The sequence below is a fragment of the Dendronalium phyllosphericum CENA369 genome, from assembly GCF_016056275.1.
Lineage (GTDB): Bacteria > Cyanobacteriota > Cyanobacteriia > Cyanobacteriales > Nostocaceae > Dendronalium > Dendronalium phyllosphericum.
The window spans coordinates 1-25,961 of sequence record NZ_JAECZA010000028.1; the positions used below are offsets into that span (position 1 = coordinate 1).

Below are 25,961 nucleotides of genomic sequence, written 5' to 3' on the forward strand. Positions count from 1 at the left end.
GGACTGGGGACTGGGGATTGGGGATTGCGGATTGGGGATTAATTATTTTCCTCATCTTCTCCTGCTTCCCCTACTCCCTACTCCCTACTCCCTACTTACCTAAACAGTTAGCGCCGCTAATAAATCGCTAGGTAGAGATTGGCGCAGGCGATCGCCATATAATGCTAGAGCATTACCACCTAACAACAGCTCTAAATGCTCTTGGTCATACTCAGCAACTGTTGCGGCATCTCGAACGCAGTTATGGAGTACGCCATCCCAGTGACCGTAATCGCCAGAGAAGCAAGCCAAACGCTTACCGACTTCGCCCATTGCCACGTGAAGATAAGCAGGGCCGGGGTCATCTGATTCAAAGGAGGTAAATATTTGACCGCGTTCAAAATACTCCAAAGGATCTCGGTGACGCAGGTCGTAGTGTTCGTACAAACTAGCATCTTCGATTTTTGTGGGGTCGTGTTGGACATTCCACAATAAATCGAAGAGGTTTTTAGCTTGGCTAATCAAGTTGATATTATTGTGGCTACCTCTTTCTTGAATCATCAGCTTGGTGAATTCCATCAAGGAAGGACGATAGGGATTTTTGGGGTCAAAGTCACGGATGCGTTTTTCCCAATGTTCGTGAAAAGCATGGGCTAAATCTGGAACCCAACCGCAACCGCCTTCTAAAAAGCCTACCCGCAGTGTCGGAAAGCGCTCGAAGGCTCCATCAAAGACCATACGTGCTAAAGCTAGTTGTTGCTGGTTGCGCTGCACGAAAATGTGTGTTAATACAAAAGTTTCCGTGTGGTCGGAAATGCCACCCACCATGTAAGAACCAGGGCCGCCGTGAACGCCAAGTGAGATGTTTAAGTCTACCGCCGCTTGCAATATTGGGTGAAAGTCAGGATGGCTAATTGTTTTACAGGTGCGAATTTCTGGGAAAGCTTCTGGTGCTTTGGGATGGGGAATTGGCAAGTTGGGAGCAACGGCTACGCCAATCATCCCTAGTTCGTTTATACAACGGTGCATCTCAGCAACCGCAGCGTCAACATCCTGTAACGGTAATACACCAATGGGTTTGAGACGATTATTGTACCCCTTACAGTCGTCAGCAATGTAGCTGTTATAAGCGCGACAAAGAGCGATCGCTAAATCTTTATCTAGTAAGCTGGAAAAGACCAAATTTAATGTGCCATAGATTACCTGGACATCAATGCCTTCAGCATCCATGTGTTCTATTCGCACTTTATTGAACATTGCTCCCAAGGTTGTATCTGGATGCAAGTTACGAAAGCCGCCTTTCCCCATGCCTTGCGGTTGAGGAAACATCCGCATAAAGTCATTTTTACCCGTCGCCGGATTAAAATCGATGATGCGCGCCCGTTGATCTCCTAGGCTATCAATTACTAGACCGATGCGATCGCGGTATTCTGGTTCTAGATAATCCCGCATTACCAAGGGATTTTCTAACTTATGGGCATCAGCATCAATAACTAGTATGCCTTGATACATAATTCTGCTCCTCAAAATTTTTTTAGTATTCAGGTATCAGTTTTAAAAGTGCTGAGTGCTGAGTGCTGAGTGCTGAGTAAAAGTTTATGAGTTACGCCTAATGTGAATTAAAAAAGCCTGCTGTTTCATAAGGGTTTCAAGACTTATTAAAAATCTTGGTTTTGGAACCATCGACGAAATTACAAGGATTTCATCACTCAATTCACATTACACGTGAGTTAGTAAAGTAAACTTCATTCCTCTTGGGTACACAGTTCATGACGGCTACTTAGCAATTTGTTTGCAGATAACTGATTCCTTAAGCTGTTTTTTGCTTGAAGTATTCCCAGACTTGGCGCAAACCAAACCAGTTCTCAAAAGACCACGACATTGAAGCTAAGATGGTGATTCCTGGATATTTGACAAAGGCGGGTTCATTTTTCTCGAAGACTGCATGTCCGCCTAGGGCAAAAACTTGGGTCAACACCAAACAAACTAGTGTAAGTCGCCAATCGTAGAACAAAAAAACAGCAGCCGCGATCGCCAGCACATTAGTTAAATGATGCAAAATCTGATTAATTGGATGTTGATGACTGGTAACAAAATGGGCTTTTGCCTCTTGAAAGTAATTCAAATTGGTTTTTCTCCAACTGCACTTAATGAGGAAAATAGCAGCGTTTATCAGAACAGGTCGCTAAGTATTTAGAGAAAGTGTTCTGAGAAACACAAGTTTTTACGTTGTGGCATATAGTTTACCACCACCTCAGTTGTAAATAACCGCGTTCGGGTTGTTGAAGTTCTTCTGGTGTCAACCATTCTACAGGCTGGTATGTACCGAAGACTCGATCCCACCAGTCTACGGCTAAACCAAAGTTGTGATGCCACATCCCATACTTGTGGTGTACGTAGTGAACGGGCATTTTCATCCAAAAGCATTTCGTTGGGTTTTCGTGCTGTAGTTGATGGGCATAAGCTGAAAATGCAGCATAAACTAATCCGCCCATAAACCAACCAATTCCCGCTTCCCAAGAAAGGAAAAACATTAAAGCCATTACTAAACAACTCCCGGCCACATAGTCTCGAAACTCCCACAGCACCCCCTGTCCTTCATTGCGGCGGTGATGGTCGCGGTGACGTTTGCCGATGCGAGGTGACACGTGCATCAAGCGATGTAGCCAATATTCCACCAAACTTGCAAAGACAAATGCTAAGACAAAACAGGCGATTCCTATAGAAAGCTTCGCTAAAAGAAGCACGAATCTTCCTCCGTAGAGTTTTTCCCATTTAATCTATCACTATTTACAACTGTTGCTACAACCTGTTCTTAATTAATGTAAATTCACTACATAGGTATAGCAAAGTAGAGACGCGATTTATTGCGTCTAAAGTAGAGATGCGATTAATCGCGTCTGTACAAGAGTTAGTTATCAGTAGTTTTATTTACTTTTGTCTTCTGCCTTATGTCATATTTTTATCGAAACAATCGGGTCTAAAACCTCGCCTTGTAAGGCGAAAAGTTTTTGGAACGGGGTATAAAATCCTCGTTCCAAAAAAGGCCTCCTGCCTCCTGCCTTCTAACTTGAAAAAGGGTGTGGGGTATAGGGGAAGAAACCTTTTTCATGCATGGCGGTGAAACTTGTTTCATAGGGACTGCCTCCTGCCTCCTGCCTCCTGCCTCCTGCCTCCTGCCTTCGTTATAAGCTTTGATTTTGCAAAACCTCAATGACAAATTTCTTAGTTTCACTGTTGACCGCTGTTGCTAGACAAATTAAGGACAATTTCGTTCGTCAAACCCGTCACACTGATGCGGTGCAGGAGCAATTTTTACGCAAACTTTTACGGACTCATCAAAATACTGAATTTGGCCGCGAATATGGATTGAGCGGAATTAAAACTATCGAGCAATTTCAAAGGCAGATGCCGATTTTACCTTATAGCAGCTATGAAACTTATACCGATCGCATTGCTCAGGGAGAAACAAACATTCTCACGGCCGATCCGGTTGTCTATCTAGGCGTAACTAGTGGCTCGACAGGCAAAAAGAAAATGATTCCGACTACGAGGCGATCGCAAAATATTGTCCGAACGGCTACTCTCACTAGTATGGGTTTTTTAAGTGAGGCACTTGCTCGGCAAAAACTCCAGTTTGGTCAACTGCTGGTTACTAACTCGGTGGAACTGGGAGGACGCACGAGCGGCGGTATAAGTTACGGCCCTGCTAGTACTGGCGTGCTTCGCATGGATAAGCGACTTTATAAGCAATTTTTTGCCAATCCTTACGAAACTCTCCAGCCTGGGGATAGCCTCACCCGTCATTATGTTTGTTTGCTGTTTGCCTTGCGCGAGGTGTCGATGCGAGGAATGATAGCGAATTTCCCTATGCTACTGTTGCGAACGAGCAATTATTTAGAGCGCTATAGTTCAGATTTGATTCAAGATATAGAACAAGGGACAATTGCACCTTGGTTAGAACTCAAACCAGAAATTCGCGCTTCTTTGGAACAGCAATGGTCAGCATCTCCAAAGCGAGCTGCTCAATTACAAGCAATCTTAAATTCCCAAGGGCAACTGACTCCGAAACTTGTTTGGCCAAATCTTTCCTTTATCGCAGCTGCACGGGGAGGAACTTCGGATTTTTATTTCGAGCGATTTCCCAGCTATTTTGGCGATACTCCGATATTTGGGGCAGCTTATTCATCGGCAGAAGGCATGTTTAGCATTTACCCTGATGTCAACCAAGATGGCAGTGTCTTGGCAATTGAAAGTGGTTTTTTTGAGTTTATTCCCCAAGACCAATGGGAGGCAGAACATCCGAAAACTCTGCTAGCCACTGAAGTTCAGCCGGGAAAACTTTACCGCATCTTGATGACTAACTACAATGGCTTCTACCGTTACGATATTGGCGATGTCGTTGAGGTTGTGGGTTTTTACGAACAAGCTCCCTTGATAGTATTTCGCTACCGTCGCGGCGGACTGCTGTCTTCCACTTCTGAGAAAACAACTGAATTTCACGCTACACAAGTGATGCAAGCCCTGCAACAAGAATTTGGTTTACCTTTGGAGGATTTTTGTATCACTTTGTCTGAGAATGATTTCCCCGCTCACTATTTAGTAAACATTGAACTCGCCCCCGATCGCACACTCAGCAATCCCCAAGCTTTTTTATCTAGCTTTGATGATAAACTCAAGCAGATAAATTTATACTACGGTTCCAAGCGCCCAGATCAAGTACCTGCTCCGCGACTGCGAATTTTAGAGCCAGGAAGCTTTGCAATTGTCCGCCAACGGCAGTTACAAAGGGGAGTGCCTGATTCTCAACTAAAATTTCCCCACATCAGCGAAGACCGAAATTTTCTTGCAGGACTCAAGGTCGAACAAGAAGTTAGGCTTCCGGAGGAGTTGGTTTAACTAATAAAGTAGTTGTAGCAACTAGGATTAGTAATAGCCCAGCCACTAAAGATATACTTGCTGCTGTGTAAAATACTGATTCTAGATTGCTATGAGTGAGTACTACCCCAAGTAGTAGGGGACAAAAGAACTGTCCTAAAAAGCCTGCGCCTGTTCCCGCAGCTAACACGCTCGATCGCATTTTTGCTGGAGCTACACTTGCCAGAGCGCTGTAGAGGTTAGGTACGACAATGCCAAATCCGACACCGAAAAGCACCGCTGTCAGCAAAATCAAATCTATTTGACTCAGTAACGGGATTGTTCCCAAAGTTACTGCCATCAATCCAAAGCCGATTGCTGTGGAACGCTCCACACCGATGTTTTTCGCCAGCTTACTCGCTCCAAATGCCGATATCCCAGCAGCACCGATTGCCCTTGATGCCAAAACTATCCCGTTGAGGATGGTGCTAGCGCCAATCTTAACTTTCAGATATAGGGGTGCGTAGATCACTACACAAGACATGGCAATTGATGCCAAACTCAAGGTAAGTAATAACCACAGTACATAAGGATGCCCTAAAACTTGACGCAAATTTTGGGATGATTCCACCGCTTTTGCTTGCGGATGTAGCGACCGATTTTTGCGGAAAATTGAGGCTGTGAGCAAGGCTAGGGGTAAGGCCAATCCATATAGATAAAAGGTAAATTGCCAGTGAGTTGCACCTACCCAACCACCGAGAAGCGGAAAGAGAATGCCGGCAATCGTTAGGGCACTAGTTGCTTGACCTAAAGCTTGCGATCGCGCGTCACCTTCATACATACTTGCCAGTAAGCCTAAACTAGCTGCCGCAATCCCACCACTAGCAGCGCCCAGTAACGCCCGCGTTGCTAATAAAGGCCAAAAACTTTCCATGAAAGCTCCCGCCGTACCTACTAATGCGTAGAGCAGTAACGATGGAATCAGGACGCGTAACCTACCAACCCGATCTGCCAAAATGCCTAACAGGGGGCTGAATAAAGCTATAGTTAAGCAATGCATATTCACCAAGATACCTGCTAAACCAGGATGGATGTGAAGATGTTGCACTATTTCTGGCAAAATCGGAGCAACAACGCCCCCTACCATTGTGGTCAGAGAGCCTACCAAAAGCAGCACTAACAGTTTGAGATCGCGTATCATCAATGAGACACCTGAAAAACTCGGCAACTAAAACTTAGGTAGACAAGTTAGGGACTTGCAAGTAAAAAAGTATTCCATTGTTATTGTTAACGGTTGACGGTTGACTGTTCCAGTCAACAACCTTAAGCGAAATAATTTATTTTTTGGAGTTCCCTGACATTAAGTCCGAACGCAAAGAGATTTTAAGAATAAGTGATTATTCGGATTTAATATCACCATTAATGAAAAAAATGGTGCTGCCTGCATTTATGCCCACAAAATTAATTGACTTAAGAAATACTATAAGTTTAAGTATTATAACAGAGACAGGCAATAGAAGTTCGAGCAAATGGAACTAGCCACGACCCTTAAAAGCCAGAGAGTTCAGAACCGTGTCCGTGAGGTAGGTATTAACCCGAATTACTGGTATGCGGTTGGTTGGGCAAGCCAACTCCAGGTGGGTGAGATTGTATCGGTAATGATTTGGCAGCAGGCGATCGCAGTTTACCGCGATGCCGACGGTCAACTTCATGCATTGGAAGATGCTTGCCCGCACAAGGGTGTAGCGCTGCATAAGGGCAAAGTACAAGGTTGTAATCTGGCTTGTCCTTATCATGGTTGGGAATTTAATGGCAGTGGAGATTGCGTCAGCATTCCTTATTTAACTAAAGAACAGAAACTGCCCCGCGCCCAAGCTCGCAGCTATCCAATTCAAGAAAAATACAATATCATTTGGATTTTTCCTGGAGATCCTAGCCTAGCGATCGCCTCACAGCCACCCCATATCCCAGAATTTGACCAACCTGAATTGTTAATGGTTCCGATTAGTGCCCACTTTCAGGCGCATTTTTCGATATGCAATGAAAACGCTATGGACGTGTTTCATGGTTTTTTGCACCAAAACTTGCAAGGTTGGTTTAATCCAGTTCTATTGAATTTGAAAGAAACAGAATCAGCGGTTGCGGCTGAATATGCAGTTTCTTATAAAGGTCGCATGGCGCAATTTTTAGGTTTGAGCGAGCGCGCCGATGAAGTAACAACTCTACCTGTATGCGTACAATATCGCTACCCTCACTATTACACTTCTTTAGAGGGAGTTTCCAGTTTATACTTAATGCGGCTACCAGTTAGTCCTACTGAAAGTCGGTCTTTTGCTTTGTTCTTTTTCAGAGTTCGCCTACCCATATGGATATTTAAACCCCTGAAACCATTGCTGCAAACCTTGCTTTCACGTTTTATCTTGCCAAAATTTTTAGCCCAAGATGTTGAAATGATCGAGAGCGAACAGCAAACCTATCTAGCTAATCCTCAACGTCGTTATGTCGAAATTAATCCGGCAATAATTGCCATCCAGCGATTAATTATCCGGCAGTACGAAGAATTTATGCAAAAATCAAGTCAATCACAATCCCATGGAAACTAAAACTTAGAAAATACCTCTAACTCTGTCGGCGATCGCTTCCGATCAAACTGAATCTAACTAAAGAAATCAAATCAAATGAAGCTAACTATATTAGCATCTCCCATAACAAATCCATTGCGTAACCAATATCAGGATGTCATTAAGTGTCCAAGCTTTCCAGCAAAATGTATTAGTAAACACTATATAGTAATGAATTTTATGTAGCGATCGCAAAAAGCTACATTACAAATATAAAATCCGCAAAAGTATGGTTTTGAGGCAAAAGCGAGAAGCCGTCTCAGAGAAGGTGACAGGAGTAAACTTGTGAAAATTGTCAAAGAATATGTCCAGCGCTGGTACGAGAGTGGACTCGATCCAGATGAGTATATTTGTCTGCAAAAACAAGGTAATTTAGTTGAAATAGAAGAAGCAACAACAGGCGATCGCCGAACAGTTCTGACCTTCTGTACAAATGATGTCTTAGGGTTAGTTCAAGAAGAAGCTGTCAAACAAGCTGCTATCGATGCGATTCTCAAGTATGGAACGTCTAACAGTTCTTGTTCTGTCTTGAGCGGTCGGATTGACCTGCACCAACAACTAGAAGACGAAATTTCCGCCTTTAAGCATTTGCCCCACACCCAGCTATTCATGAATGCCTGGATGGCAATGCAAGCCTTAATGGATGCCTTCTGTCACTTAGCAATTCCAGTACCGGGATTTCAGCATACCCAAGAGACTTTGATTCTGACTGATGTCCTCAATCATGGCTGTATTGTCTCCGCAATTGTCAATGCTGGGACTCGTTCTGGTAAAGTATTTGGTCATAGCCCTCGCGTCCGAGTCAAGGCATACCGTCATTGCGATACAGAAGATTTAGCTCGTAAGCTGCATCGGTATGCGCGACCCAACGATCGCATCATGGTAATCTCGGATGCAGTCTTTTCCATGGATGGCGATATTGCACCGCTACCACAGATGTTGGATGTGCTGCACAATTACGAAGGCAGCGTACTCGTAATGGATGAAGCTCATGCCAGTGGGTCAATTGGCGCAACTGGTAGAGGAATTTACGAACATTTTGGGATTTTACCCTCTGATGCCATTGCGCGGGGTGTAGTGCCCTTGATTATGACAACTTTCTCAAAGTTTGCCGCCTCCGCTGGAGCTGCAATTAGTACTCATGTTGCAGAACTGAAACCACTATTGAATGTTTCTCCGACTTCCATTGGGACAATTTCCTTACCGCCACCATTAACTGCTGCTGCCTTGGAGAGTATTCGTCAAGTTCGTAAACATCCCGAACAAGTCAAAAAACTTCAGGAAAATACTCGGTATTTGCGATCGTGTCTAGCCGATCGCGGTTTTGTGGCGATTGGCGAAACCAATGTTGTACCAGTGGTTTTACCGTCAGAAATTAATCCCAAGATGTTCGCCAGACAAATCATGGAAGATCACGGGATTTGGGTATCGCCGATTTGGTTTATTGCCAAACCCCGGATTCGGATTACAGTCAATGCACTCCATACGCGAGAAGAGATGGAGCGTTTGGTTACAGCAATGGTAGCAACTCGCAACCTATTGTATAAACCAACAATTAGTGCATAAGTAGAGACGCGATTAATCGCGTCTGTGCAAGAGTAGGTTGGGTTAACGCAAGGAAACCCAACTTATTCTGATGAGGTTGGGTCTTGTAAACTCGACCCAACCTACAAAATTTAATCTAACGTGAGTTCGACAAGCCCTATTTGACCTCTCCCCCAACCCCTCTCCGACGCAGAGAGGGGAGCTAAAACCTTAATTTTTCGCTGCTCCTCCCTTTCCCCGTGGGAGAGGGAGGTTGGGAGGGAGAGGTTCATCAAACTCACATTAATCTACTAAAAGCGCTTATTCGACTTTTACGCCTTTCCAAAAAGCCACATAGCCCTCGATGTTTTTAGCTTTTTCCTTGGCGCTGGGATAGTACCAAGCTGCATCTTTATTGACTTGACCATCAACATCGATACTGTAGTAACTAGCAACACCTTTCCACGGACAAGTAGTGTGGGTATTACTTTCTTGAAAATACTGCTTGTTAATGGCATCAGCAGGAAAATAATGGTTGCCTTCCACAACTACGGTGTTATCGCTTTCGGCTAAAACTGCGCCATTCCAAATTGCTTTCGGCATAAGTGATTTTGTGAATAAAGTTTACATATAACATTTTGACACTTCTACGAGGTTAAAACTTTCAGTGGCTATAGGCTTTGATTGTAACTTCTGACAACTACAAAATTAATTAGTCTGTCAACAGACGTTTTTTGAGATTCTTTTTCTTCTCTTCATCAAGCCGATATATCTCAGAACCAGCCTTACCAAAAAGGTGTCCTTGAACAAAACTTACACCACTTTTTGCTAAACGGGATAGACTGATTTTTGCAAGAACTTCTTCATCGACTCCTTCAACAATTACATCAGGCGGGTTAGCGTTGCCGACTTTGACTATATCTAAAACAAATCGAATAATTACTTCGCTTGTTGGATGCTGTAAAATTTCGCGATCAATTTTGACATAAGGAAGATTCAAACCTGCTAAACGAGATATTGAAGAATAGCCAACTCCAAAATCATCAATCGCAAATCGAACTCCTGTATCATGGGTATATTCTAATACTCTCTTACGAAACTCTTGCAACGGAGAAGCACAGTCTCCCAAACTCTGCATTATCGGTAGTGCAGTTTTCTCCGAAATTTCAAGAATAATTTGTTCGGGTGGAAGCGCTGGGTTCCCTTGCAAAGCATCCCAAATAGCTTCTCGAACAGCTTTAAAGTAAGCCCTGCTCATGATAGAGCCTGGGTAAACATTAATGGATAGTGGCTGAACGTTTTCAGATTCCTCGAATCCTTTTGCCCGAATGCGTGCAAGACGATAACTCTCAATGGCTGTTTTCAGAAAATACTTATCAAGTTCTATGCTGAAATGAACTCCCCACAGTTCTGCTGCTTGAAATAGATCGATAGGAGCTTTGAGACTAACTGGATCTCTAGCAAGCGCTTCCCATCTTTTAATGGCCAAGCATCCTGGACGTATGTCAAGCATTGGCTCGAAGTGAACTATCATTCTGTCAAGCCGCTCTTTAAATAATTTTAGTCGTCGCTGATATAGCGATGGTGCTACAAACCCAAAAGCTTGTTTCAAATCATCAAGAATAGAAGCTTCAACTAATGCATAATTAGGCAAAAGTCTTTGACTGGCTCTGTAAAAGCTGGCTATAATCTGCCCGTAGGCATCGCCAAAAAAAGAATCCTTTTCTATACCACAAATAACAATAAATTCGCCCTTTTCTATATATTTTGCTCCTTTGTATGAGTCCCATTTTTCTTCTATTTGTAGTGGAACTAGGATAAATGCCTTGGGTATTCCTTTCCTTTCTTCAGATATTTTTAGATAAACTCCATGAAAGGCAGTGTCAAAAATTGACTTATAACTAACTGCTGATAAAACACTAGCCCTTAAAGTATCTATATAAGATTGGTCTACATTATCTCCAAAATTACTCCTTGATTTCTCAGTCCACTCATCCTCAGAATTGGTTTTATAATTATGTTGAAAAATGAAAACACAATCTGCCTTTGATGAACAACGAATAATATCAAGAATTCGGTTATCTACTATCGTAGCCAGTAACGTGTTTTGTTTTTCTAAAGCAGCAACAAACTTATCATTTTTTAGTCGTTTAATTAACTCGTTAATTAATACTTCATACTTTTCTAGAAAATTATGTAATGGCGGTACCTCCGACTCATATAAGTTACCATCCAGATGTTTAGACTTGGCAAGCTTGCAGTTACCAACAAAAAATTTATCTTGTTGAATAGGGGCAGCTTTTGTCTTAGCAATTGCAATGCTGAAACCCTCATCTTTGAATAGAATTTTGGGATTCATCTCAGGTTTTGTTTTCTTGACTTTATTGCAAACATATTCATGCAATTCCAAGACTGAGACTTGCCCATCTTGATTGAGGTCAGCATCACCAGTCTCAATTCCTTCAACTATATAATGAGTATAAATAGAGAGTTCTGAAACCTTTGTATCTTCATAGGAACACTGAGTTGAACTTGAGGAAGCCAAAATCGCTCTTCCTTTTCCACCTAGTTCCTTTTCAATATCAATTGTCCCGATATTTTTGGGAGTCAGTCCTTCTGCAAATGCCCCACTATAGCAGCAGTCAAGGACAACAATTTTGCGTTTACAACGTAAGCAGCTATTCAAAACAAGATAAATAAAGTTAGCAGGAACTGCTGTAGCGATCGCAAGGCTACCATCAGAGTTTGTACGGCTATTATTAGCAGCAAAATAAAGGTTGCCATTATCATCTTTAATGCCATGTCCAGAAAAAAATAACAATACCAGATCGTCTGGATTGCGTTGTTTTGTAAATAAGGATTCAATAGCTTCTTCCATTTCTTTGGAATCAGGGTTTTCCAGCAATTTTACTTCATTGAAATTGCCTAGTTCTGAATGCTCCAATACACGCTGCATGGCTTTAATATCATTGATAGCTCCAGGCAAAGGAGGGAATCCCGATTGATATTTACTAACGCCGATGAGTAACGCAATCTTTGCCATTTTTACCAACCTACTCCCCTAAAAATTTCTGTACAGCTGCGATCGCACGCATTTATTAACTCTTCTTTACTGTTAACTTTAACTTTGAACTCTACCGTTTGTTTTTACTTCCAATTCAACTTTGATATTTGAAGCATTTACCATGTGATAGTTGGATGTACGTGTTGCACTTATAGGATTCCCTTTTCTTCAGCGTACATACCATTAAAAAATGTATAGATTTATATTGATATAAGAAGTTTATTCAGATTTGAGCATTAAATCTTCATAATCTAGCCTGTAAATCTGCCTAGTAAACATAAAATTTTTGTAGAGTGTTCTTTGTGCAGGGGTTGCCTCCGCTGAGTAAAGTGTCCGTTACGCGTAGGCACACAGAGGAGATAGTAAATCATTTGTGCTTTTCTAATGCTGGTATCTTCATTACTACCCATGCAGAACGCACCCATAAAAGCGATCGCCGCCTTGGTGCAACTGCTGCAATCAACTACTGTGGATGACGACACCCGTAAGCAGGCAGCATCTAGCTTAGGGAAAATTCTACAGAATAATCAGCATCGCTTTGCGGTAGTCAAAGCTTTAAGTGGTTATTGGCAATTGGATGATGACTGTTACGATTTAGCTTGGAAATGCGCCCAGAATATGCCTTACCCCGATTTCTATCAAGCTTGGCATCAGCATAATGTTGCTACTCGTACAATGCAAAGCTTAAAGAAAATCCTCTTCACAAGAATAATTTAAGTACTTTTGCAGCAGCGACGTTACAAATATTTGCCTGTTAGTTAGCACAACTTGTCCGTTCGTTACCAACACAAAAGCTGTCGTTAGGAATGGAGTTGTTGACGTTACCACAGCTTGTCCGTTCGTTACCACCGCAAAAGCTGTCGTTAGAAATAGAGTTGTTGACGTTACCACAACTTGTCCGTTCGTTACCAACACAAAAGCTGTCGTTACTACAGCTTGCCTATTTGTGGCAAATGCTTATGTTGTCGTTACCACAGCTTAAGCAAAACTTATATATATAAGTCCTATACTATTAACAGCAAACTCAGATTCACGCCAATGAAAGCGATTGAAGTCAAAGGAACTGTCAATGAACTTGGTCAACTTTCTTTAAGACGAACCGTTGACTTTGGCAAAACATAGCCGCGTCCGGGTAATTGTACTCGTAGCGGAAGAGAACGAAGAGGATAAAATTTCCGAGTCTGCAAGCGAAAGTTTTCGTCAGGGTTGGCACGATGCTATGAGTGGAAATACTATATCTATTTCTCAACTTTGGGAAGGTTATGAATAAGAGAGTAACAGTTGTATTTGACGGTGGTGTGTTGCGCTCAGATGTCCCTTTGGATTTAGCCCCTAACACGCGTTATGTAATTACAATTCAAGAGTTGAAGGAAACATCATCATCCGGGGATGCTTGGGATGTGCTGGAAGAGATGGCGGGAACTGTTGACGCACCAGAGGATTGGTCTAGCGAACACTATTATTATTTGTATGGTACACCGAAGAAAGCAACTCCAAACAATCAGAATTGATTTTCACTGCTATGTCTATTGTTTTAAACTTGCTTAAACTAAAAAAATTACACATCTTGTTCAAATTGGTCAATAGCTTCAATATCGTCTGAAATCTGTACACATTGTTCTAATAAAGCAATATTTAGTTCTGGCAATAATTCACTTAATTGAATCTCTTCATAACCGTAAGTATCTAAAAACTCAGATGGTATTTCTTCCCTTAAATGGTAAAGCCTAAGTCGATTGAATTGCCAAATCCAAACTTCAGCAACTCCTAAACGGCGATAAATTTCTAATTTTTCAATACTCCCACTGGTGATGTTGACTTCTATCGCTAAGTCTGGGATATTTTTCTTCTCGCCAATGCAGTAACATTCATCTGGTTCAACCCCAGCTTGCTTGAGTTGTTTTTTAATAGTGGAACTCCCCATCGGACTGAATCGAATTCGCTTTGCATAGAGATAGCGTTCTATCAAAATAGCCAAACGTTTTTTAAGATTTTCATGTCTGATAGATGGTGACACAATTTCTAAAATTCCATCTAAATAGGTAATACGGTAATAAGAGTTATCTTCTAGTTTGGCTAATAATGCTTCATACATTTGCCAATTTACGCCACTAGTGACAAATTTTTCTTCTGGGTCATCAATCTGTTCGAGTTCTGAATCATCTAAGAATTCTTTTAGGCTGCTGACCATTGTTTTTTGTCTCCTAGTAAAGTATTGCTGGGTTACTGCGGTCATGCCTGCACATATTTTAAGTTATGTAGTGTTTGTATTGCATCTAAATTATGATTATTGATTACAACAGTTCTAAAAATTTGTCTAAATCTATCTGAGCTTGTTTTAAAATTTTAGCCAATGTTGTACGCTGGACTGGTCGAGGAGTAGGAAATGTTAGAGGTTGTTTGAAAAGTGGTTAGCTATGATTTTAGACACTTGTCGATCCCCCCTAGCCCCCCTTAAAAAGGGGGAATTAGAATCAAAGTCCCCATTTTTAAGGGGGATTTAGGGGGATCTAAAACTATTTGATACATCAATCATGACTTTTTAAACATCCTCTAAGGGTTCTAGGTAAAGTAGTATTGCTTCTTGAATATTTTCTAGTGATTCGTCGATAGTTTCCCCTTCACTGATACAGCCTGTAAGTGAGGGAACGAAAACTGTATAACCACCTTCATCACTTGGTTCTAAAACTACTTTTATGTTCATACAACATTTAAATTTTTACTAGTTAATAGTGTCTGAGGAGCAACATTTAAGTAACAGTTATGCTGTGGACGATTATTTTGTATCTATCGATTGGGTTTCGCTAGTTTCTTTAGGTCATGCCTAGATTATTTTAGCTGAGAGATTAACTCACCCAAAAGCGCCAAGAGGATGTAGTAAATCGTTTGTGCTTTTATAATGCTGGTATCTTCATCACTACCCATGCAGAACGCACCCAAAAAAGCGATCGCTATGCTTCAGTATCCCAATCTCGAACAAGCGCTAAAATATCACTTCGGTTACGACAGGTTCCGCCCCGGACAGCGGCAAATTATCGAAGATGCACTGCAAAATCGAGATTTACTGGTAGTGATGCCTACAGGTGGCGGTAAATCTTTATGCTTTCAGTTACCAGCGTTGATTAAAAAAGGCTTAACGGTGGTAGTATCGCCACTGATTGCTTTAATGCAAGACCAAGTAGAAGCCTTGCGAAACAATAACATTAGCGCCACATTTCTCAATAGTAGTTTGAATGTTTATAAGGTGCGATCGCGGGAAGATGCCATCCTCAGCGGTAAAATCAGATTACTTTACGTCGCCCCTGAACGTCTCCTCAGTGAAAGATTTCTCCCATTTCTAGATTTAGTTCATCACCAAGTCGGCATTTCTACTTTTGCCATTGATGAAGCGCACTGCGTCTCGGAATGGGGACACGATTTCCGCCCAGAATATCGCCAGTTGAAATCTCTGCGGAAACGTTACTTGGATGTCCCCACTATTGCCCTCACTGCTACAGCAACAGATCGCGTGCGTTCTGATATTATCCAACAATTGGGGTTAAAGCAGCCTAGCATCCACCTTGCCAGCTTCAACCGTCAAAACCTTTATTACGAAGTCCGTGCTAAAAGCAAACAAGCTTACGCTGAATTATTAGAACTAATTCGAGATAACGAAGGTTCGGCAATTATTTATTGCTTGACGCGCAAAAAAGTTGACGAACTCACCTTTAAACTGCAAAATGAGAAAATTTCTGCCTTGCCTTATCATGCTGGATTAAGTGATGAAGAACGTACACAAAATCAAACTCGATTTATTCGGGATGATGTGCGTGTCATGGTGGCAACAATTGCTTTTGGGATGGGAATTAATAAACCAGATGTGCGGCTTGTAGTTCACTTTGATATCCCGCGTAATTTAGAAAGTTATTATCAAGAATCAGGTAGGGCGGGAAGAGATGGAGAAGCATCTCGTTGTACGCTTTTCTTCAGCTTTGGTGATATTAAAACCATTGAATGGAGTATTAACCAAAAAACCGATCCTCAAGAACAGTTGATTGCCAAGCAACAACTGCGGCAGGTAATTGACTACGCTGAAGGTACAGACTGTCGGCGCACAATTCAACTCGGTTATTTTGGCGAACGCTTTGCCGGGAATTGCGGTAACTGTGATAATTGCCGTCATCCCAAACCGATGCAAGATTGGACAATTGAAGCGATGAAGTTTTTATCTTGTGTGGCGCGTTGTAAAGAAAGATTTGGAATGCTGCACATTATTGATGTTCTGCGAGGGTCGAAAAATCAGAAAATTACTCAATACGAACACGACAAACTTTCTACCTATGGCATTGGTAAAGATAAAAGTTTAGAAGAGTGGCGAATGCTGGGGCGTTCTCTGTTACATCAAGGTTTACTCGAACAAACTAGCGATGGTTACTCTGTTTTGAAACTTAACGCCCTAAGTTGGCAAGTAATGAGGCGACAGCGTACAGTTTCAATTGCTGTTCCCATAGCACAAAAGATTAGTTGGGAAGAGGGAAGCGAAAAAGCCGTAGAAGCAGAAATATTATTGCAGAGGTTGCGATCGCTCCGCAAACAACTTGCCGACGAACAGTTCGTACCACCCTACGTTGTCTTTCCCGATTCTACTTTGAAAGTAATGGCACAGGTACAGCCTCAAACCTTAAGCGAGTTTGGTAAACTCTCTGGCGTAGGTAGTCATAAACTTGCCCAGTATGGCAAAAAGTTCCTAGCAGAAATCAAAGCCTACCGCCAAGAACAAGGTTTATTAGTGGAACAACAACAAGATGATTCTACATCCTTTGTGAGTTTCCCTAGCGACACTGAGTTAGTCACATTAAAGTTACATCAACAAGGTTTGAGTATTGCTGAAATTGCCCTAAAACGTAACCTTAGTCCTTCTACAATTTTCAATCACCTTTCAAAACTAATTGAGAAAAAACAACCCGTAGATTTAAATCAATTAGTGCCTCTGGAACATCAGCAAAAAATCTGGCAAGTTTTAGAAGTTCTTGGTGATATCGCTCTTACCCCTATTAAAGAACAACTTGGTGAAAGCTACACCTTTGATGAAATTCGCTTAGTCCGGGAAAAGTGGCGGCGTGAAAATCGTAAGTGAATTTTTTGATTTATTTTTATTAGCCAAGAGATGATTACTGATTACTTTTTAGAAACAATAATTAAAGATGCAAGAAAAATCATCCGATCGCTCGTTTTTGTTAGAAACATCGCCTACTTACAATAAGAATAGGCTATTTTCGCTGGACTTACTTAAAGCATTAAGCATTACAGCAGTAGTATCGTTTCATTCTCTCGTACTGCCAAAAATAACTTATGCAAGTAGTCAATTAGCTATTGATACGCTTTTTTCACCTTTAAGATTCTGTGTACCAGTTTTCTTAACAATTTATTTTTTACTTTTTGAAAAAGAACTAGTAAAACATCCAGTTTTTACTTGGACTACGCTTTATAAACGTCTGAATCGGCTTTTAATACCAACTGTATTTTGGTTTTTGGTTACAGCATCTCTTAAGCTTATCAACCGAAATCCTTTATTGGAAGTAATTGCTAGTATATTTAATGGTGAAATCTTTACGGGAGCTTATTATCTACTAATAATCATACAATTTATTCCTGTATTTATTTTATTAAGAAGCTGGTTGAACAAGCTTTTAACTTTAATAATTACAATTTGTCTACAAGGACTTGTATTTATATATATATACTCTATTCCTTTTATGCCCGACCATGATTATATACTTGAAGGTCTGAGAATCATCAATAGACCTCTATTTATTTATTGGTTTGTATACATGGCTTTTGGAGCATTTTTCTGGAAAAAATGGTCATTTATTGTAGAACTATCCAAGAAAATACCTATTAGTTTAAAAATATTTTTATTGACTTCTTACTCTTTAATTCAGTTCTTTGAATTTCGCTGGAGTTTTTTGATTTTTAAAAGTGAAATACCACCATTTGAGTATGTTAATTTTTCATGTATGCTCAGTGTAGTAGTTTTATTTTTGTGTTTTGCATCTATTCAAGAAAATCAATTTCCTATATATATACAAAAGTTAGTTTCTTTACTATCAAAGTATTGTTTAGGTATTTTTTGTATTAATGGTATTATCTGCCAGATACTTAGTTCTATATGCCTGCAATTATTTGCAGAAGCAAGGTTTAATTTTTATGAAATTTTGAGTTTGAAGTTAATACTTTGGTTTTTACTCTTAGCTATTTCATTAAGTTTATCTATATTGTTAAACTGTGTTGGATTGAAAGCAGTAGTTCGCTGAAAATATAAAATTAATTATTCATATTAAATTGGTATGAGCAAGATTTTAGAGACTGTTTATAAACGCTCGTGAAGTAATATAATTAGATTTTGCAAGTAGCCTCAAAATTTACATACTAACGAACGATAAACTATCTTGTAAAGAACGGCATTCTTACAGAGGCAGTGTTAGTGTAGTTATTGCACAAAAGTATGGCTATGAGCGCAAGCCAATCAATTTTTTATTTTAATTTAGATTAAAAATTTATCTTTATTTGTGTTTATTTTTTTTAGCGATCGCCCCGCACCACAAAAAGAGCTATTTCTCCTCATCAGGGCGATATTAAACTCTCAGACACCGCATATTTATGCTTTATCGAGCAGCATCTACTAAGCCAGGGATTTCAGAATTGGACTCTAGCGATCTTACGGCAGACTGCGATGATTTAGTAATTTTCTCTTTAGCATCCATAACTATAGATAGCAGTTTCGGCAAAGCCAGACAAGCAGCAGCATTTAACAGCGTTAGTAATAGACTATCTGTCAAACTCATATATTACATCTCCTTTGAAAATTCGTACTTCCTATATATTTAGTTTGAATCATAAACAGTGTTATTGCTTACATATAGGATTTTGATTTTCTTCTTGGGTATATAAGCTAGACAAATATATATTTCTTTTGATAGAAACTATCTATTTACGTATATGCTTACAGTAAGAAAAATATGATAGTTCAAGCCAAAATTACGTTCAACACAACAAAGTGCTGAATGCTGAGTGCTGAGTATTGAGGAGCCACTGCGGTCTTGGGGTCTCCCCAAGTGGAGCAAGTGGCGTTGCTGAGTAGAAACCAAGTGAATTCAAGGCTTTGAGCAATCAACACTGTCCTAAAGGTGTGACTACAGCTATACCTTTGTTGTGTAAATCAATAAGTATGCTGAAATGACTTTTGCGAAGCTGAATTTACTGCTTGAATCAACTGTTGAAGTTTAGCAGCTACCACACCACTGGTAAATAATTCTTCTGCTTTAGTTATGCCTGATCGCATATCTGGACAAATGCCACTTCGCCACAAATAAAACCCACCATTCCACAAGGCTGTTTGCATTAGTTCTCCAGGTTGACCAGCTAAAACCTCTTGGATTTCGGCAATCAACTCTTCAGTACTACCAAGGGCTACATTCTTATTAGTAAAGCCGTATTCATGCGGTGCTAGAAGCAATCTTTCAATGTTTGGGGGTACGTCAGGTGTAGATAAAGCAATAATCGCAGTGCGATCGCGTGGTAAATCGCAACTACCTTCTAATCCTTTGACAAATGTAAATTTTGTCACTCCCCGCAACTCTAGCGCCAATTGGAACATAGCTTCTGTGGGAGGATGAACGAATCCAGGAATAATATGGGCATCGCCAGCATAAGGACACCAAATTAGTTCCATTGTCGCAAACGGTGGACGTTTGCCGAGTTGGTCGCGATACTCCCAAATAGTTTTAGTTACAGGGAAGTGAACGGGTGTATAAACAAAGCCTATTCCTGTTTGTTCAAATATCTGCTGTGTTTTTGCCAGCGGTAAATTAGTCCAATCTATTCCTAACTTTTGCCAAACATCTATTAACGGTAATCCATACTTTGTTGGCAAGCGATCGCCACCATGCATAATAATTGGTTGTCCAGCTGCGGCGAGTAGTAAAGCCGTGACTGGGGCAATTGGTGCAGTTCGCGTTCTGCCATCGTAAGGTAGACCAAACACTATGACTTGACGGGTAGAAGCGATTGGTTGTAGCTTTGGCCCTAGTTCATCATAGGCATCTAACATACCCGCTAACTCTTCCCCCGTGGGTCGCCTAATGCGATGGGCAATCAAAAACGCGCCTATTTGCGCTGGTGTTGCTTCACCCAGCAGCATCATTTTTGTAGCTTTGGCTGCTTCCGCACGAGTTAAATTCTCTCCCGTGTGGTTGCCACTGCCTACCTTTTTCAGTAATTCCCTAAATATATTGCTCATATTTAGTCATCGATCGTTGGTCAGTTGTTAGTAGTCAGTTGTTAGTTGTTTTTCTCCTAACCACTGACCGCTGTCTATTTATATTTAAGAAGCCGATCGCTGCTGCTGAAATTGCGGAGGGATACTTTCCCGTACTAGTTGCCAAAAGTGGTTGATTGGGGGAATCTGGAGACGGTCTTGAGTAGTTACCATAACTACCCGTCGAGTCAAACCGGTATTGTCACCAGCAGCAGCGCTATTACTGGCTAGGGGGCGAACTGCTAGGGTGGGGTCTTGGCGTGCTTCCATGAGTGCTGAGTGAGGCAGCAAAGCTATTAGTTCGCCTTGACGCACAACTCCTCGGAAGGCATCTAGAGTATTTACCTCTAAAGCAGCCTGGAGTCTAGCTTCCAAGCGCTCAAACTTGTCTTGTACTAGGCGTTGCATCCCATAACCATCTTTAAAAACTACTTGGGGATAACGAATTAACTCCGACCAGGGGATGCGTTCGTGTTGGGCTAGGGGATGATTGGCAGCAATCAGCACTTCTATAGGTTCATCATATAGTACTTCTACCACTATCTCTTTACCAGTAGTTAAAAAGCGATTATTCATCACAATTGCCAAATCCACCAATCCATCTTTGAGGACTTTGAGAGCGCGATCGCTACCCAATGATGTGACTCGCAATTGTACTTCTGGATAATCGTGACAAAATTTTTGCAATACTGGTGGCAAGTAAGAAGCGCATAACGAGTGAATCGCCGCAATGCAAAGTTCTGGCTGTTTGCCTGCAAATAAATCTGTGAGTTCTTGTGTGGCATTCTCCCACTCTTGGCAAATTTTGCGGACGCGAGGTAGTAAACGTTCGCCTGCTAGAGTCAATTTAGCGTGACTCGTTCTGTGAAACAATTCTACTCTCACATCGGTTTCCAATGACTGGATTTGGCGACTAATAGTCGATTGAGTAACACCACATTTTCGGGCTGCTTGTTGAAAGCTGCCAGTTTCCGCGATCGCCAGAAAGGCTTGCAACTGCTCTAGCCGCATTTTTATGTAGCCTGAATTACATTTATGGCTTTCATTAAGTTAACGGTTTTGTTCTCACAATTTAGTAGAGTTTGTTACAAGAATTTCTTTGTGACATATTTTAATAAAAATTTTTCCTCACCAGTCATTTGTAAGCTAATAATCATTCAAATTGCATCCCCTTTCAGGTGACGCTCCTGCGTCGCTAACGCTTCTAAGATCGGAAGTTTGGACTCGACGGAAACCGGAGGCACTCGCTCAAAGGGGTCTCACGCCACTCCCCTCAAGTCGGGAGACCCGCCCACAGGGGTGGCTCCCCAAGTAGAGGAAGTGCCATCCAAGACTCCAACTTCCTCACCGCGTCTACCCTTCTCCGCATCCCCGCGTCTCCCAATCCCCGCGTCTTTCTAAGGCAAAGGATTGTGCAACTTCAAGGCAGATTAGCTTACTCAATCTCCCCAAATAAATTTCGTGCAATCTACCCAACTAAATTGCGTCTTGGCACGAGACAATCAAAAAGAGGAGACTTGAAAAATAGAACAATGGATACAAAAGCCTTTAAACGTACACTCCAGCATTCAGAAAATTACAATCGTAAGGGATTTGGTCACCAAGCAGAAGTCGCCACCCAGTTGCAATCTGAATATCAAAGTAACTTGATTCAAGAAATTCGCGATTGCAACTACACTTTGCAACGAGGTGATGTCACTATCCATCTAGCAGAAGCTTTTGGCTTTTGCTGGGGTGTGGAACGTGCTGTGGCTATGGCCTATGAAACTCGCAAGCACTTTCCTGGAGAACGCATCTGGATGACTAACGAGATTATTCATAATCCGGATGTGAATCAGCGGATGCAGGAGATGAAAGTAGAATTTATCCCTGTTGCAGCAGGTATCAAAGATTTTTCGATTGTTGACATCGGTGATGTCGTGATATTGCCTGCCTTTGGGGCCAGCGTTCAAGAAATGCAGTTGCTTAATGATAAAGGCTGCAAAATAGTTGATACCACTTGCCCTTGGGTATCTAAAGTTTGGAATACAGTCGAAAAGCACAAAAAAGGCGATTACACTTCAATAATTCACGGTAAATATAAGCACGAAGAAACTGTTGCTACTAGTTCCTTTGCTGGCAAATATTTAATTGTATTAAATTTGCGGGAAGCAGAATACGTTGCTAACTACATTCTCAATGGTGGCAACCGCGATGAATTTCTTCATAAATTTGCTAAAGCTTGTTCTGAAGGATTTGACCCCGATAAAGATTTAGAAAGAGTTGGTATTGCTAACCAAACCACGATGCTCAAAGGCGAAACAGAACAACTTGGTAAGCTATTTGAGCGTACTATGATGCAAAAGTATGGCCCTACCGAATTAAATCAGCACTTCCAAAGCTTCAATACTATCTGTGATGCTACCCAAGAACGGCAAGATGCAATGTTGGAATTAGTGCAGAAAAACCTAGATTTGATAGTCGTAATTGGTGGGTTTAATTCCTCGAATACTACTCAATTGCAACAAATTGCTATTGAACGTGGGCTTCCTTCTTATCATATTAATAATGTTGAACGAATTAAATCAGGAAATTCCATTGAACATCGGCAGTTAAATGGAGATTTAGTAATTACAGATAACTGGTTGCCAGAGGGAGAAATTAGTGTAGGAATTACTTCTGGTGCTTCTACGCCAGATAAGATTGTAGAAGATGTAATTGAGAAGATTTTTGCATTGAAAGCAACAGCATCAGCGCTTTGAGAAAATTCTCACTTCTAAACCTGCATTAACAGGTAGATTAGTGCGATGAAACTCAAACATGTAATGTTTTATCCCGAAAAGGCAAAAGGTAAGGGTTTTTCTCTTACCTTTTAATTTTAGGAATGTAGTTTTATCATCCAAGTTATTTTTAATACATATATTTTAAATTTTTATTGTACAGCAAATATATATAAATATCTGTTATGTTTTTGACCATTTGCCATTTTGGCAACTTTCCAAAGAAAATTTTGATATATTGCAGAAATTACCAAGATGTTTTTACTAGTTATATTTATGACGGGATTCAACCCGTCTTTTCTCTTTTCCAGTTTTTGGCATTTTGGCAAGTAATCAAAAAAATTATGTGATAAATTTATAAGACTTGCAAGGATTCACGATGATTGTAACAGTTAGTACGGCATGAATAGCTGTTCTTTTTGCTAATATCATCTGTCCTTACAACCTATTAAATTTAATTTTTTCTATTTATTATAGAGTCTAAGGTGTTTTGCCACTTTCAAGCTATTTACTCAGGCGGGATAAAACCCGTCTTTTATTTTGCTTATTGAGTCTAGGTAACACTTTGATGCATGGCCGACTAGAAAAATAATCAGAAGTTAAGGCACTTTAATAAAGTATCAACACTTGTTTTAGTAGTTGACCGATAGGCGATTGCAGTCTATTAGATCGCTGTGTAATTTCTGAGCGTAACAACTTAGTTATATCAACATTTTTAGAGTTTTTTAAGATGTATTTAATAATACTCAATTAAGGCAATATCAGCTTTTATGAGATTTGGACACATCCTATAGGAAGATGACCTAGGACAAAAATAATAGGTAAATTATTCCGGGATGTTGTTATGCACTGGATTTATAGAGGGGTTTGGCTCACCGCCAAACCTTTTTTCTTCTTCGTACTTGAGAAAATGGCTAGAAAGCTATTTTTCATCTTTAATTTCAAATTGCGGTAGTAGCAATATCATACTTTTTGAAATATGTAGTTGTAGAATTGTTAAAAAGTAAAAGTACTCCGAAGAATGCCGATAGTCACTGGGTCATTGTCTGGTGTATGACCGGGTTCTAAGATGTGAATTATCGCTGGTGTAATGCTGAGGTTATTTGTTAACTGAAAACGATAAAATGCTTCTATTTGAGTAGTTGTTCCCGGCTGTCCACCTGCACGTCCTAAACCTGTATTGATAAAGTCAGGGACATTGTTACCCACGCTAAGAGTACTACTCGTGATTTTAGGTGGTTGTCCAATATAAACTCCACCCAAATTTCCTTTAGCAAACAAATCGGGAAAATTCAGAAACACCATATAATTTGTTGTTTCTACATTTCCCGATTGTCCGGGAATATAGGACTTAGTATAACCACCCCAAGCTCCTAAGGTCAGTTTGGGTGAAATTTGCCAATTTACAGTAGCACCAACAGCATTGGTTTGTAAGGGTGCTGATTTTCCCGTACTGCTATCAACCGCAGTTAAGCAGTCGTCGCCGACAAAGGTCAACAAACAACCATCTGATGAATAGTTATTGACATAATACAAACTTAAATCGACGGTGTTAGTGGGCGTTAACAGCAATTGCACGCCAGTAGTGGTATTTCCATCAAACAAACCACTATGTTTACCAGGATTGCCAGGTTGATAACTAGTATAAATAGCCTGCAAACTGGCACGTTTAGCAAATTGCCAATCTACAGCTATGCCACCATGGCCGTACCCCATATTTAAAATTGGGTTTCTTTGAGCGAAATAAGATAATGGCCCTGTGGCAGCACTTTCCACTCGGTTAGGGCCTCTAAAAGCACTCGGCATACTCACGTTTTCTGTTCCGATCATCACTGCTAAGTTATCAGTGACTAGCCAGTGATAATTGAGGTCACTAATGATAACGCTATCAGTGGGAAATTCGTAGCCAAGGAAAACATCATTGCGCGAAACTCTGTCGCGTGTAACATCATTATTATCAAATCTAGGCCCAGTGGTACCCTTACCAAATAACAAACCTGTGAACAAGTAACTACGAGGGGTAAATTGACTAGTTAAATACAGCTGCGTCAGGGATATGACATCAGTGTTTGTACCTCCGTCTTGGGTATCTTTGATGCCATCTCTAGGATTAACGTCGCCACGGTTGCTTGTTCGTCCTTGAACGCCAATTATATGTAGCCCGGTGAGTTTAGTCGTGGCAGAGAATTGATTTGCTGCAATTTCAGCGTTGCGGGCTTCTAAATTATCAACTCGACCGCGCAAAGTCGTTAATTCCGCAGCAAATTCCGTCTGTAATCTTTGCAAAGTTGCTAAATCTTGTTTGATTACCAAATCAGATGTAGCTGTAGCAATCAGTTCGTTAACTCGGTCTAAGCAAGCATTCACACCAGCAGCAAATTCATACCGACTAATAGCCCGATCGCCACGATATAACTCATTGGGATAACCTGCAATGCAACCGTAGCGTTCTACCAAAGACTGCAAAGCTTGAAAAGCCCAATCTGTGGGTTGTACATCTTTGAGCTGTGAAACCGATGTGACTTGTGCCATCGGTTCAGTAATTTCTTGTAAAATATGTTTGCCAGTATCGCTAGAGGATGTAGGTAGATGCTTTAAGTTTAAATCTATACTGGAATTAACCCTTGTATCTATATATTCTTGGGCGATCGCTTTTGAGGCTATTGTGTTAAATCCTACAACTATTAACCAGATAAATATCCAGGTTTTGCCGTGAGGTCGGCTAATGAATCTAGCTTTCAACTTTCTACACTCTACTCCCATACTTAAGCAAGAGTGTATTCAGTATCATCTATTGATGACATGAGAAAATTTACTGACTTTTAAAATGACATGAGAAAAATTACTTATTTTATACCAAA

At 40.8% G+C, this 25,961-nt stretch carries 22 protein-coding genes; 10 read left to right on the top strand and 12 right to left on the bottom strand.

Going from position 1 to position 25,961, the window contains the following annotated elements:
- Positions 1-99 precede the first annotated feature (99 nt).
- The 3 genes from I8752_RS09440 to I8752_RS09450 form a co-directional block, all read right to left on the bottom strand.
- Positions 100-1,491 (bottom strand): amidohydrolase family protein, encoded by a 1,392-nt coding sequence (locus I8752_RS09440; RefSeq protein ID WP_214432057.1) that lies wholly within the window; start codon positions 1,489-1,491, stop codon positions 100-102.
- Positions 1,492-1,789: 298 nt separating this feature from the next.
- Entirely contained in the window at positions 1,790-2,104 is a 315-nt protein-coding gene (locus I8752_RS09445; RefSeq protein WP_214432058.1) for an Mpo1-like protein, read from the bottom strand.
- A gap of 118 nt (positions 2,105-2,222) precedes the next feature.
- Complete coding sequence (locus I8752_RS09450; protein ID WP_214432059.1) at positions 2,223-2,726, bottom strand: sterol desaturase family protein; 504 nt, start codon at positions 2,724-2,726, stop codon at positions 2,223-2,225.
- Between the two features lie 466 nt (positions 2,727-3,192).
- On the opposite strand from I8752_RS09450, the gene I8752_RS09455 reads away from it, so the two are divergent.
- Positions 3,193-4,878: a GH3 auxin-responsive promoter family protein gene (locus tag I8752_RS09455; protein ID WP_214432060.1), complete on the top strand. Its 1,686-nt coding sequence runs from the start codon at positions 3,193-3,195 to the stop codon at positions 4,876-4,878.
- Here the strand turns inward: I8752_RS09455 and I8752_RS09460 are convergent.
- Entirely contained in the window at positions 4,853-6,037 is a 1,185-nt protein-coding gene (locus I8752_RS09460; RefSeq protein WP_214432061.1) for an MFS transporter, read from the bottom strand. The two genes, I8752_RS09455 and I8752_RS09460, sit on opposite strands and share 26 nt — an antisense overlap.
- Positions 6,038-6,365: 328 nt before the next feature.
- On the opposite strand from I8752_RS09460, the gene I8752_RS09465 reads away from it, so the two are divergent.
- Together I8752_RS09465 and I8752_RS09470 are read left to right on the top strand one after the other, a co-directional pair.
- A complete protein-coding gene (locus I8752_RS09465; RefSeq protein WP_214432062.1) occupies positions 6,366-7,439 on the top strand; it encodes an aromatic ring-hydroxylating dioxygenase subunit alpha in 1,074 nt (357 codons plus the stop codon).
- A 303-nt stretch (positions 7,440-7,742) separates the two neighbouring features.
- A complete protein-coding gene (locus I8752_RS09470; RefSeq protein ID WP_214432063.1) occupies positions 7,743-9,023 on the top strand; it encodes an aminotransferase class I/II-fold pyridoxal phosphate-dependent enzyme in 1,281 nt (426 codons plus the stop codon).
- A 279-nt stretch (positions 9,024-9,302) separates the two neighbouring features.
- On the opposite strand, the gene I8752_RS09475 is transcribed toward I8752_RS09470, so the two are convergent.
- Positions 9,303-9,584, bottom strand: coding sequence for a DUF427 domain-containing protein (locus I8752_RS09475; RefSeq protein ID WP_214432064.1), 282 nt, complete (start codon positions 9,582-9,584; stop codon positions 9,303-9,305).
- A 109-nt stretch (positions 9,585-9,693) separates the two neighbouring features.
- Entirely contained in the window at positions 9,694-12,024 is a 2,331-nt protein-coding gene (locus I8752_RS09480) for a caspase, EACC1-associated type (RefSeq protein WP_214432065.1), read from the bottom strand.
- 405 nt (positions 12,025-12,429) lie between these two features.
- Here I8752_RS09480 and I8752_RS09485 point away from each other — a divergent pair, with 405 nt between their 5' ends.
- From I8752_RS09485 to I8752_RS09500, 4 genes are all read left to right on the top strand, one after another.
- Positions 12,430-12,762, top strand: coding sequence for a hypothetical protein (locus tag I8752_RS09485; RefSeq protein WP_225895546.1), 333 nt, complete (start codon positions 12,430-12,432; stop codon positions 12,760-12,762).
- Positions 12,763-12,851: 89 nt separating this feature from the next.
- Positions 12,852-13,046, top strand: a complete 195-nt coding sequence (locus I8752_RS09490) for a hypothetical protein (protein ID WP_214432066.1) — start codon at positions 12,852-12,854, stop codon at positions 13,044-13,046.
- 101 nt (positions 13,047-13,147) lie between these two features.
- The gene (locus I8752_RS09495) at positions 13,148-13,315 is read left to right on the top strand and encodes a hypothetical protein (RefSeq protein WP_318780828.1); all 168 of its coding nucleotides are present in this window, start codon (positions 13,148-13,150) and stop codon (positions 13,313-13,315) included.
- Positions 13,308-13,556 (top strand): antitoxin family protein, encoded by a 249-nt coding sequence (locus tag I8752_RS09500; protein WP_214432067.1) that lies wholly within the window; start codon positions 13,308-13,310, stop codon positions 13,554-13,556. Before I8752_RS09495 ends, I8752_RS09500 begins: the two co-directional genes overlap by 8 nt.
- A gap of 47 nt (positions 13,557-13,603) precedes the next feature.
- On the opposite strand, the gene I8752_RS09505 is transcribed toward I8752_RS09500, so the two are convergent.
- Together I8752_RS09505 and I8752_RS09510 are read right to left on the bottom strand one after the other, a co-directional pair.
- Entirely contained in the window at positions 13,604-14,236 is a 633-nt protein-coding gene (locus I8752_RS09505; protein WP_214432068.1) for a Uma2 family endonuclease, read from the bottom strand.
- 351 nt (positions 14,237-14,587) lie between these two features.
- On the bottom strand, positions 14,588-14,749 hold the full coding sequence (locus I8752_RS09510) for a type II toxin-antitoxin system HicB family antitoxin (protein WP_214432069.1): 162 nt from the start codon (positions 14,747-14,749) through the stop codon (positions 14,588-14,590).
- 249 nt (positions 14,750-14,998) lie between these two features.
- On the opposite strand from I8752_RS09510, the gene recQ reads away from it, so the two are divergent.
- Both recQ and I8752_RS09520 read left to right on the top strand, forming a co-directional pair.
- The gene (gene recQ, locus I8752_RS09515; protein WP_214432095.1) at positions 14,999-17,161 is read left to right on the top strand and encodes a DNA helicase RecQ; all 2,163 of its coding nucleotides are present in this window, start codon (positions 14,999-15,001) and stop codon (positions 17,159-17,161) included.
- Between the two features lie 67 nt (positions 17,162-17,228).
- Positions 17,229-18,338 carry an acyltransferase family protein gene (locus I8752_RS09520; RefSeq protein ID WP_214432070.1) on the top strand — a complete coding sequence of 370 codons (1,110 nt, stop codon included), beginning with the start codon at positions 17,229-17,231 and terminating at the stop codon, positions 18,336-18,338.
- 351 nt (positions 18,339-18,689) lie between these two features.
- On the opposite strand, the gene I8752_RS09525 is transcribed toward I8752_RS09520, so the two are convergent.
- The 3 genes from I8752_RS09525 to I8752_RS09535 all read right to left on the bottom strand — a co-directional run bounded on the left by I8752_RS09525 (position 18,690) and on the right by I8752_RS09535 (position 21,352).
- Entirely contained in the window at positions 18,690-18,869 is a 180-nt protein-coding gene (locus I8752_RS09525; RefSeq protein ID WP_214432098.1) for a hypothetical protein, read from the bottom strand.
- A 374-nt stretch (positions 18,870-19,243) separates the two neighbouring features.
- Positions 19,244-20,323 (bottom strand): anthranilate phosphoribosyltransferase family protein, encoded by a 1,080-nt coding sequence (locus tag I8752_RS09530; protein ID WP_214432071.1) that lies wholly within the window; start codon positions 20,321-20,323, stop codon positions 19,244-19,246.
- 84 nt (positions 20,324-20,407) lie between these two features.
- Positions 20,408-21,352 (bottom strand): LysR family transcriptional regulator, encoded by a 945-nt coding sequence (locus I8752_RS09535; RefSeq protein ID WP_214432072.1) that lies wholly within the window; start codon positions 21,350-21,352, stop codon positions 20,408-20,410.
- Positions 21,353-21,873: 521 nt separating this feature from the next.
- Between I8752_RS09535 and I8752_RS09540 the strand changes: the two genes are divergently transcribed.
- Positions 21,874-23,082: a 4-hydroxy-3-methylbut-2-enyl diphosphate reductase gene (locus I8752_RS09540; RefSeq protein WP_214432073.1), complete on the top strand. Its 1,209-nt coding sequence runs from the start codon at positions 21,874-21,876 to the stop codon at positions 23,080-23,082.
- A 1,014-nt stretch (positions 23,083-24,096) separates the two neighbouring features.
- Here I8752_RS09540 and I8752_RS09545 read toward each other — a convergent pair.
- Positions 24,097-25,863 (bottom strand): iron uptake porin, encoded by a 1,767-nt coding sequence (locus tag I8752_RS09545; protein WP_214432074.1) that lies wholly within the window; start codon positions 25,861-25,863, stop codon positions 24,097-24,099.
- Positions 25,864-25,961 lie beyond the last annotated feature (98 nt).